This is a genomic window from Arsenicicoccus sp. UBA6765, from assembly GCF_002453335.1.
In the GTDB taxonomy this organism is placed as follows: domain Bacteria; phylum Actinomycetota; class Actinomycetes; order Actinomycetales; family Dermatophilaceae; genus Arsenicicoccus; species Arsenicicoccus bolidensis.
Genome location: NZ_DKGR01000045.1, coordinates 438 through 10,372 on the forward strand (window position 1 = coordinate 438; position 9,935 = coordinate 10,372).

Annotated in this window: 9 protein-coding genes; 7 read left to right on the forward strand and 2 right to left on the reverse strand. The window is 70.9% G+C overall.

Going from position 1 to position 9,935, the window contains the following annotated elements:
- Positions 1 to 294, reverse strand: a 294-nt coding sequence (locus tag B4K29_RS12635; protein WP_286967551.1) for a hypothetical protein, incomplete at its 3' end; no start/stop codon positions are given.
- Between the two features lie 15 nt (positions 295 to 309).
- A complete protein-coding gene (locus tag B4K29_RS12640; RefSeq protein ID WP_019286951.1) occupies positions 310 to 585 on the reverse strand; it encodes a MoaD/ThiS family protein in 276 nt (91 codons plus the stop codon).
- Between the two features lie 82 nt (positions 586 to 667).
- On the opposite strand from B4K29_RS12640, the gene B4K29_RS12645 reads away from it, so the two are divergent.
- The 7 genes from B4K29_RS12645 (at position 668) to pstB (ending at position 9,921) form a co-directional block, all read left to right on the forward strand.
- Positions 668 to 1,432 carry a winged helix-turn-helix transcriptional regulator gene (locus tag B4K29_RS12645; RefSeq protein WP_029211047.1) on the forward strand — a complete coding sequence of 255 codons (765 nt, stop codon included), beginning with the start codon at positions 668 to 670 and terminating at the stop codon, positions 1,430 to 1,432.
- 74 nt (positions 1,433 to 1,506) lie between these two features.
- On the forward strand, positions 1,507 to 4,674 hold the full coding sequence (locus B4K29_RS12655) for an RNA degradosome polyphosphate kinase (RefSeq protein ID WP_376786880.1): 3,168 nt from the start codon (positions 1,507 to 1,509) through the stop codon (positions 4,672 to 4,674).
- Between the two features lie 42 nt (positions 4,675 to 4,716).
- Complete coding sequence (locus B4K29_RS12660; protein WP_286967553.1) at positions 4,717 to 5,727, forward strand: NUDIX hydrolase; 1,011 nt, start codon at positions 4,717 to 4,719, stop codon at positions 5,725 to 5,727.
- A 232-nt stretch (positions 5,728 to 5,959) separates the two neighbouring features.
- Positions 5,960 to 7,105: a phosphate ABC transporter substrate-binding protein PstS gene (pstS, locus tag B4K29_RS12665; RefSeq protein ID WP_286967555.1), complete on the forward strand. Its 1,146-nt coding sequence runs from the start codon at positions 5,960 to 5,962 to the stop codon at positions 7,103 to 7,105.
- Between the two features lie 116 nt (positions 7,106 to 7,221).
- Positions 7,222 to 8,226 carry a phosphate ABC transporter permease subunit PstC gene (gene pstC / locus B4K29_RS12670; protein WP_286967557.1) on the forward strand — a complete coding sequence of 335 codons (1,005 nt, stop codon included), beginning with the start codon at positions 7,222 to 7,224 and terminating at the stop codon, positions 8,224 to 8,226.
- Complete coding sequence (gene pstA / locus B4K29_RS12675) at positions 8,223 to 9,122, forward strand: phosphate ABC transporter permease PstA (RefSeq protein ID WP_019286944.1); 900 nt, start codon at positions 8,223 to 8,225, stop codon at positions 9,120 to 9,122. Before pstC ends, pstA begins: the two co-directional genes overlap by 4 nt.
- Before the next feature lie 22 nt (positions 9,123 to 9,144).
- On the forward strand, positions 9,145 to 9,921 hold the full coding sequence (gene pstB / locus B4K29_RS12680) for a phosphate ABC transporter ATP-binding protein PstB (protein ID WP_286967559.1): 777 nt from the start codon (positions 9,145 to 9,147) through the stop codon (positions 9,919 to 9,921).
- Positions 9,922 to 9,935 lie beyond the last annotated feature (14 nt).

Consider the following 9,935-nt stretch of genomic DNA (forward strand, 5'->3'; position numbering starts at 1 on the left):
CGCCACGGTCACGGCGGTCGCCGCACCCCGGGCCGCCACCGCGACCACGAGCAGCGTGGCGAAGGCGACCACCGTCAGGGTCACGGGGGTGCGCGGTGGCAGCTGGCGGACCGTGGTGGGGCGGACGATCTCGAGGCGGCGGCGAGCGCGCTGCGTCAGGTCGTGCCGGACCGCGCCGGCGTGCTCGCGCAGGCCCCGCGGCTCCACCGTCAGGGGTTCGGTGCGCGGCTCCGTCACACGCTGCGCGTCGCTGCCGTCGGCAGGGCGGGGCGTCGAGGGCTCAGGTGCGGGCACGTCTGCATCCTCGCATCAGCCGCCCGCAAAGGGCGGAAGCACCTCGACGAGCGTCGCCCCGGCCAGGGGCGCGTCCCGCTGCACTGCTCGGCCGTCGACGAGGACGCTGCAGGCGGGGATCACGGCAACGAGCCCTGGCCGCAGGAGGGCCGCGGCGTCCAGCGCCTCACGCACGGACGACGCACGGACCAGGTCCTCCTCGACCCCGGCCGCGGCCCGGGCGCCGGCCCAGTAGCGCAGCCGCACCTGGGGCCCCGGCGTCGTCGTGGCGCGGTCGGTCAGCTGGTCCATCGCAGTCCCTCCAGGTCGGCGTGTTCTCGCCCCATGGTCGCATCCGCCGCGATCGACGCCGCAGCGCCTACGCTGACCGGCGATGGCTCAGCTGCTCCTGCTCACCAACGCGCTCACCGCGAGCGCGGAGGTGCTGCCTGCGCTCGGCCTGCTGGCCCACCACGTCCGGGTGCTGCCCGCGGAGCCCGCGGCGCTCATCGACGCACCACGCGCCGACGCCGTGCTGGTCGACGCCCGGCGCGAGCTCGCGGTCGCCAAGTCGCTGTGCCGGGTCCTGCGGGCCACCGGCATCGAGGCGCCCCTGCTCGCCGTGCTGACCGAGGGTGGCCTGGTCGCCGTCAACGCCGAGTGGGGCCTCGACGACATCCTGCTGGACACCACCGGCCCGGCCGAGCTCGAGGCCCGCCTGCGGCTCGTCAGCAGCCGACGCACGGACACCGCCGAGCCCACGGACCGCGCCATCACCTCCGGCGCCCTGACCATCGACGAGGGCGCCTACACCGCCCGGCTCGGCGAGCGGGTGCTCGACCTGACCTACAAGGAGTTCGAGCTCCTCAAGCACCTCGCGCAGCACCCGGGGCGGGTGTTCACCCGGGCCCAGCTGCTGCAGGAGGTGTGGGGGTACGACTACTTCGGCGGCACCCGGACGGTCGACGTCCACGTGCGCCGCCTGCGGGCCAAGCTCGGCCCCGAACACGACGCGGTCATCGGCACGGTCCGCAACGTCGGCTACCGGTTCGACGAGGTCCGTCCCCCGGTCGCCGCTGCCCAGGAGCACCCGGCCGGCTCCGGTCCCGACTCCACGGCGGGCGCCGGCAGGACCGACGCCGGGGCGTCCACGAGGTAGGGCTCCGACCGTCCTCCGCGGTCCTCTACCGTCGTCCGGCCGGCATGTCACCGGTCCGTGGTCCAATGTGCTGCATGAGCGTCGAAGCCCGCAGCGAGCTGTCCCCCGCCGAGGTCGAGGCCGTGGCGGACGTCGTCTCCGCGGCGACGGAGGCGGACGGCGTCGGGCCGCTGTCGGAGCAGGCCCGGCTCGACCTGGCGCGACCCGGCGAGCACGTCCTGGCGACGGTCCACGGGGAGATCGTCGGGTATGCCGGGGGCCCGCCGCACGCCATCGAGCTGGTCGTCGCGCCCGCCGCCCGAGGACGCGGGATCGGCGGGGCGCTGCTGGACGCCGTCCTGCCCGCAGGGCGAGAGGTCGCGGTCTGGGCGCACGGGGACCTTCCGGCAGCGCGGGCCTTGCTGCGCTCGCGAGGCCTCGCCCCCGTCCGAGACCTGCGCAAGCTCGGGCGCCCGCTCGAGCCGCGCGACAGCGAGCGGTCCCCCGTGGTCGTGCCCGACGGGTTCGCCGTGCGCACGTTCCACCCCGGGGACGAGGAGGCCGTGCTCGCCGTCAACGCGGCGGCCTTCGCCCACCACCCCGAGCAGGGGTCGCTGGACCTGACCGGGCTGCGGGAGCGGATGACGAGCCGATGGTTCGAGCCGCAGGGCCTCATCCTGGTGGAGGACGTCTCGAGGCCCGAGCCGAGGCTGGCGGCCTTCCACTGGACCAAGGTCGACCCCGAGGACGCCGGCCCCGGCACCGGGGAGGTCTACGTCGTGGGGGTGGACCCGGCATACCAGGGTCGCGGGCTCGGCGCCCTGGTCACCCGGCTGGGTCTGGACCACCTGCGCGACCGCGGGCTCGAGCGGGTTGTGCTGTACGTCGAGGCGGACAACGCCCCGGCCATGGCGACGTACACCCGTCAGGGCTTCACGACGGTGTCCACGGACGTGCAGTACTCGCGCCGCCCCTGCGGGGAGTGCAACGATGACGCCATGCAGGCTGACGACGCGACCGCTTCGACCACCACCGCCGAGGCGCCGCAGGCGTCCCCATCCCCCGTCGTCGGCCCCGACGACGACCCCAACCGCACGGCGCCGGCGCGACCTCGGTCCTCCGACGGCCGGTTCGTGCGGGTCGCCGCCGGCGCGCAGGAGCCCACCGACGAGCTCCCTGACGACCGCTTCCTGGACCGCGAGCTGTCCTGGCTGCAGTTCAACGAGCGCGTGCTGCAGCTGGCCGCCGACCCGGACGTGCCGCTGCTCGAGCGGGCCCGCTTCCTGGCGATCTTCGCCAGCAACCTGGACGAGTTCTTCATGGTGCGCGTCGCGGGCCTCAAGCGGCGCATCGCGACCGGGCTGGCGATCCGGTCGGCCTCGGGCCTCGAGCCCGACGAGCTGCAGGACGAGATCAGCCGGGTCGCCCACGAGCTGATGCTGCGGGCGCACGGCCTGCTGCGCGACCAGGTCGAGCCCGAGCTCGAGAGCAACGGCATCCGCATCGTGCGCTGGCACGAGCTGACCGAGGACGAGCAGACGCACCTCTCCGCGGTCTACCGCAGCGAGATCTTCCCCGTCCTCACGCCGCTCGCCGTGGACCCGGCGCACCCCTTCCCCTACATCTCGGGGCTGTCCCTCAACCTCGCGGTGACGCTGACCAACCCCCGCACGCAGGCCGAGCACTTCGCCCGCATCAAGGTTCCCGACCTGCTCCCCCGCCTGCAGCAGGTGTCCGCGTCCGGGGAGGTCGACCTCTACCACGTGCGGTTCGTGCCTCTCGAGGACATCATCGCGGCGCACCTCGACCTGCTCTTTCCCGGCATGCAGGTGCAGGAGCACTTCCTGTTCCGCGTCACCCGCAACGAGGACCTGGAGGTCGAGGAGGACGACGCCGAGAACCTCCTCAAGGCCCTTGAGAAGGAGCTCACCCGCCGCCGCTTCGGCCCCCCGGTGCGCCTGGAGGTCGAGGAGGGCATGGACGCGCACGTCCTGGAGCTCCTGGTCCGCGAGCTCGGCGTCGAGCAGCACGAGGTCTACCGCCTGCCCAACCCGCTGGACCTGCGCAGCCTCAACACGGTGGCCGACCTGCAGCGCACCTCGCTGCACTACCCCGCCTTCCGTGCGCGCACCCACCCGGACCTGGCACCTCGCGAGCGCTCCGAGGCCGGCGACGTGTTCGGTGCCATCCGGCGCAAGGACATCATGCTGCACCACCCCTACAACTCCTTCAGCACCTCGGTGCAGGCCTTCCTCGAGCAGGCGGCGGCCGACCCCAAGGTGCTGGCGATCAAGCAGACGCTCTATCGCACCTCGGGCGACTCCCCGATCATCGACGCCCTCATCGCCGCCGCCGAGGCGGGCAAGCAGGTCGTCGCCGTGGTCGAGATCAAGGCGCGCTTCGACGAGTCCAACAACATCGCCTGGGCCCGCCGCCTCGAGCACTACGGCGTCCACGTCGTCTACGGCATCGTCGGGCTCAAGACCCACGCCAAGCTGTCGCTGGTCGTGCGGCAGGAGCCGGACGGCCTGCGCCGCTACTGCCACGTGGGGACGGGCAACTACAACCCCAAGACCGCCCGCCTCTACGAGGACCTCGGCGTCCTCACCTGCGACCCGCAGGTCGGCGAGGACCTCACGCGCCTGTTCAACCAGCTCTCGGGCTGGGCGCCGCGCAGCAAGTTCAAGCGCCTGCTCGTGGCTCCCCGGTCGCTGCGCTCCGGGCTGATCGAGCTCATCGAGCACGAGGCCGAGCTCGCCCGCGCCGGCAGACCCGCCCGCGTCGCCCTCAAGGCCAACTCCATCGTCGACGAGGCGATCATCGACGCGCTCTACCGCGCCTCGCAGGCCGGCGTGCAGGTCGACGTCCTCGTGCGCGGCATCTGCGCGCTGCGGCCCGGCGTGCCCGGCCTGTCGGACACCATCCGCGTCCGCTCGATCCTCGGGCGGTTCCTGGAGCACTCGCGGATCTTCATCTTCGGCAACGACGGTGACCCGGCCGTCTACATCGGCAGCGCGGACATGATGCACCGCAACCTCGACCGCCGCGTGGAGTCGCTGATGCGCATCACCCGTCCCGAGCACGTCAAGCAGCTCGAGGAGCTCATGGCGCAGGGCATGGCCGACACGACCTCGAGCTGGACCCTGCAGGACGACCGCTGGGTGCGCCACCACCGCGGCGAGGACGGTCAGCCCCTGCTCGACCACCAGGCGGCGCTCATCGAGATGCACCTCAAGCAGCGGCGCAAGCGCACCCGGGTCTGACCTGGGCCAGCACCACACCAGCGAGCACGAGCGAGGAGCGCGATGACAGTCCAGGCACCGGGAGCGGGTGCGGGAGGGCGCGCGTCCGGGGCCGCGAGCGCCGACGCGCCGTTCATCGCCGCGGCCGGCGCCGTCCCCTGGCGGCGACGACGCGGCACCCTCGAGGTGGCGATGGTGCACCGACCTGCCTACGACGACTGGGCGTGGGCCAAGGGCAAGCTCGACGCGGGCGAGGACTGGCCCTCGGCCGCCGTCCGCGAGGTCGAGGAGGAGACCGGCCTGCGGGTGCGGCTCGGCCGGCCCCTCCCCCTGTCGTCCTACTCCTTCGTCGACCGCAAGGGCGAGGTGGCCCGCAAGCAGGTGCGCTACTGGGCCGCCGAGGTCGTCGGCGGCTCCGGCGAGCTGCTCAACGAGATCGACGAGGTGGCCTGGCTGCCCGTCTCGGACGCGATGGCGCGGCTCGACTACGCCCGCGACCGCGAGCAGCTCCGCGCCATGGTGCGGTATGCCGCCCAGGGTGCCCTCACGACCTGGCCGCTGGTCCTGGTCCGCCACGCCAAGGCCCGCCCCCGCAACCAGTGGCGCCAGGACGACCGCCTCCGACCGCTCGACGCCAGGGGCGAGCGCCGCGCCGAGGCGATCGTGCCCATGCTCGGAGCCTTCGGCGTGAGCCGCCTGGTGACCTCGTCCTCGACGCGGTGCGTGGACACGCTGGCGCCATACGCCGCCTCGGCCGGGCTGGAGCTCAAGACGAAGGACGGGCTCACCGAGGAGGCCTTCGTCGAGGACCCGGACCGCGCGGTCAAGCACCTGCGCAAGGCGCTGCAGCGCGGCGTGCCCGCCGCCCTGTGCTCCCACGGGCCGGTCCTGCCGCTTCTGCTGGAGGAGCTCTCGGTGCTCGGCTCGGTCGACCAGCCGGAGGGCGAGGCGGTCGTGAGCACCCTGCTCGAGGCGGCGGACCTCGGCATGGCCAAGGGTGAGCTGGTGGTCTGCCACGTGACCGGCACGGGTGAGGACGCCAGGATCGTCGCCGCCGAGCGTCACCTGCCCTGACCCTCTCGCGATCGCATGATCTCGGTCACAGCGAGTGTCGAGCGCGAGAGGGCTGCTTAGCTCATTCGGGCGCATCCACGGCAAGGGTGCGACGAGATCCGCGCGGTAGACGTCCGGCGTTCACGCGTCGTTCAACTGGGCCAGACCACCTGGCCACCCTGCGTCCCTACCTTGGCATCGATGGCGCACCTGCGCCCGATCAACATCTCCTGCTGTGGAAGGTACTTCTAACGTGAAGACTCAGCGTCTTGCCGGTCTGTCGACGATCGCCCTGGCTGGTGCTCTCGCGCTGACCGCGTGCGGTTCCGACAACAACACCTCCTCCGGCTCCTCGAGCGGCGCCTCCTCCTCTGGTGCGTCCTCGTTGTCCGCCGCCTCCGGTGGCGACGCCGACTGCGGCAAGGGCACCCTGAACGCCGAGGGTTCCTCCGCGCAGAAGGCCGCCTTCGAGGAGGCCGCCAACAGCTACCAGGAGAAGTGCTCCGGCACGACCGTCAACTACAACGCGACGGGCTCCGGCGCCGGCATCAAGCAGTTCATCGCCAAGCAGGCCGACTTCGCCGGCTCCGACTCCTCGCTCAAGACCAAGGAGAAGGACGGCAAGATCGAGCAGGCCGAGGCCGACAAGGCCTGCGCCTCCCCCGCCTGGAACCTCCCCATGGTCACCGGCCCCATCGCGGTCGGCTACAACCTCAAGGGTGTCGAGGGCCTCGTCCTCAACGCCGACGTGATGGCCGACATCTTCAACGGCAAGATCACCAAGTGGAACGACCCGGCGATCGCCAAGCTCAACTCCGGCGCCTCGCTCCCGGACAAGGACATCAAGGTCTTCTTCCGCTCGGACGAGTCGGGCACCACGGAGAACTTCACGAAGTACCTCCAGGCCGCCGCCCCTGCCAAGTGGACCGCCGAGCCCGGCAAGAAGTGGACCGGCAAGGGTGAGGGCAAGGAGAAGTCCGCCGGTGTCGCAGGCGCCGTCGCCTCCACCGAGGGTGGCATCACCTACGCCGAGTGGTCCTACGCCAAGGACAACAAGCTGGGCATCGCCAAGGTCGACACCGGCGCGGGCCCCGTCGAGCTGACGGGCGAGTCCGCCGGCAAGGCCGTGGCCGCCGCCAAGGTCGCCGGCGAGGGCAACAACCTCGCGCTCAAGCTCGACTACGCCACCAAGGAGGCCGGGGCCTACCCGATCGTCCTCGTGACCTACGAGATCGTCTGCTCCAAGAACGCCGACGCCGAGAAGGGCAAGAACGTCAAGGCCTTCCTCAAGCACATGTCGTCCGCGGACGTGCAGAAGTCCTTCGAGCAGATCGGCTTCGCCCCGCTGCCCACCGAGGTGCAGGGCAAGGTCTCGACCGCCATCGACGCCCTCAAGTGATCTGACGGAGCCGGGTGACCCAGGGTCCTCCCTGGGTCACCCGGCTCTCCGCCTGTCCGGGACGTCGTCCCGGCCGGGCTCCCCCTCGTAGCACCTCGGACAGTTAGGTAGCACTCGTGTCCTCCGTGACCGGCGTCTCCGCCGTCGACTCCTTGCCAGACGATGACGGTCGTCCGCCTCTGCTCGGCGACCAGGCCTCGACCGGCCGCCTCGGTGACCGGCTCTTCGGTGGCGCCGCCACCGGTGCGGGCGTCCTCGTCATCGCCCTGGTCACCCTCGTCGGCGTCTTCCTGCTCTGGCAGGCCATCCCCGCCCTCGCCAACAACGAGGCCAACTTCCTCACCTCGCGCGAGTGGAACGTCTCGGGCGACAACCCCCGCTTCGGCATCGCGGACCTGCTCTGGACGACGGTCCTCAGCTCGATCCTGGCCATGGGCATCGCCGTCCCCCTCGGCGTCTGCGTGGCGCTGTTCATCACGCAGTACGCCCCGGCCTGGCTGCGCAAGCCGGCCGCGCAGCTGATCGACCTGCTGGCTGCCGTGCCCTCGATCGTCTACGGCCTGTGGGGCGTCGCCCAGTTCACGCCCTTCATCGACCCGCTCCAGCAGAAGCTGCAGCAGTGGCTCGGCTGGTTCCCCCTGTTCTGGGAGACCAGCATCACGGCCACGATCTTCGTCATCAGCCTCGTGCTCGCCATCATGATCCTGCCGATCGTCACCTCGCTGTCGCGCGAGGTGTTCGCCCAGACGCCGGCCCCTCACAAGGAGGGCGCCCTCGCCCTGGGCGCCACCAAGTGGGAGATGATCAAGACGGCCGTGCTGCCCTACGGCCGGCCCGGCGTCATCTCCGCGGCGATGCTGGCCCTCGGCCGTGCGCTCGGTGAGACCGTCGCGGTGATGATGATCCTGAGCACGCTCGCGGTGGGCACGCCGTTCAACCCCTCGATCTTCAACGGTGGCGAGACCTTCGCGTCCCGCATCGCCAACAACGCCTCGGAGTTCGACTCCCCGCAGAAGGCCGGCGCCTTCATCGCGGCCGGTCTGGTCCTGTTCATCCTCACGTTCGTCGTGAACGCGATCGCGCGCGTCGTGATCGAGCGTCGGAAGGCCTTCACCGAATGAGCACCGCCGTCACCGCCAACGAGTCGACCCACCTCGACAAGGCCTCCGGGGGCCGCAAGGCCAAGGACCAGCTGGCCCGGATCATCATGTGGCTGGCCTTCCTGGTCGCCCTGGCCCCGCTCGCGTGGATCCTATACGAGGTCCTGTCCAACGGCCTCGACAACCTGCTCACCAGCACCTGGTGGACCAACTCCCAGCGCGGCATCTCCGTACGCCGCGAGGGCGGCGGCGCCTACCACGCCATCATGGGCACCCTGCTGCAGGGCCTGGTCACCGCGGCGATCTCGGTGCCGATCGGCATCTTCACCGCGATCTACCTCGTGGAATACGGCCGCGGCAAGCTGGCCCGCGCCGTCAGCTTCATGGTCGACATCCTCACCGGGGTGCCGTCCATCGTCGCGGCCCTGTTCGTCTATGCCCTGTGGGTGACGGTGATGGGCTTCAACCGGGTCGGCTTCGCGGTGTCGCTGTCCCTGGTGCTGCTCATGATCCCGACGATCGTGCGCTCCACCGAGGAGATGCTCAAGCTGGTCCCCAACGAGCTGCGGGAGGCGTCATACGCCCTCGGCGTGCCGAAGTGGAAGACGATCGCCTCGGTCGTGCTGCCGACCGCCCTGTCCGGCATCGTGACCGGCGTCCTGCTCGGCCTGGCTCGCGTCATGGGCGAGACGGCCCCGCTGCTGATCCTCGGTCCCTACACCAAGAACATCCACTGGGACCTCTTCGGCGGCAACATGGCCACCCTGCCCACGATGATCAACGAGGAGCGTCAGTTCCTCACCCTCGACGCCGCCCATGACCGTGTCTGGGCCGCGGCGCTCACCCTGATCCTGCTCGTCCTCCTGCTCAACCTGCTGGGCCGCGTCATCGCGCGCTTCGGCGCGGTCAAGAGCTGACCCACCCAGAAAGCGAACTGACATGGCCAAGCGCATCGACGTCGAGAACCTCAGCATCTTCTACGGCAAGTTCCAGGCGGTGCAGGGCGTCTCGATGACCATCGAGCCGCGATCGGTGACCGCCTTCATCGGCTCGTCCGGCTGCGGCAAGTCCACCGTGCTGCGCACCCTCAACCGCATGCACGAGGTGATCCCCGGCGGCCGGGTCGAGGGCCAGGTGCTGCTGGACGGCCAGGACCTCTACGCCTCCGGCGTGGACCCCGTCGGCGTCCGCCGCACCGTGGGCATGGTCTTCCAGCGGCCCAACCCGTTCCCCACCATGACCATCCGCGACAACGTCGCCGCCGGGCTGCGCCTCAACGGCGTCAAGAACAAGAAGAAGCTCGACGAGGTCGTGGAGCGCTCCCTGCGCGGCGCGAACCTGTGGAACGAGGTCAAGGACCGTCTGGACAAGCCGGGCGCCGGCCTGTCCGGTGGTCAGCAGCAGCGCCTGTGCATCGCCCGCGCCATCGCCGTGGAGCCCCAGGTCCTCCTGATGGACGAGCCCTGCTCGGCCCTGGACCCCATCTCGACCCTGGCGATCGAGGACCTGATCACCGAGCTGAAGCCGAAGTACACGATCGTGATCGTCACGCACAACATGCAGCAGGCGGCCCGCGTCTCGGACCGGACGGCCTTCTTCAACCTGGAGGCCCAGGGCAAGCCCGGCCGCCTCATCGAGATCGACGACACGACGCGCATCTTCAACAACCCGAAGGAGAGGGCGACGGAGGACTACATCTCCGGCCGCTTCGGGTGAGTGACGGGCCTCCG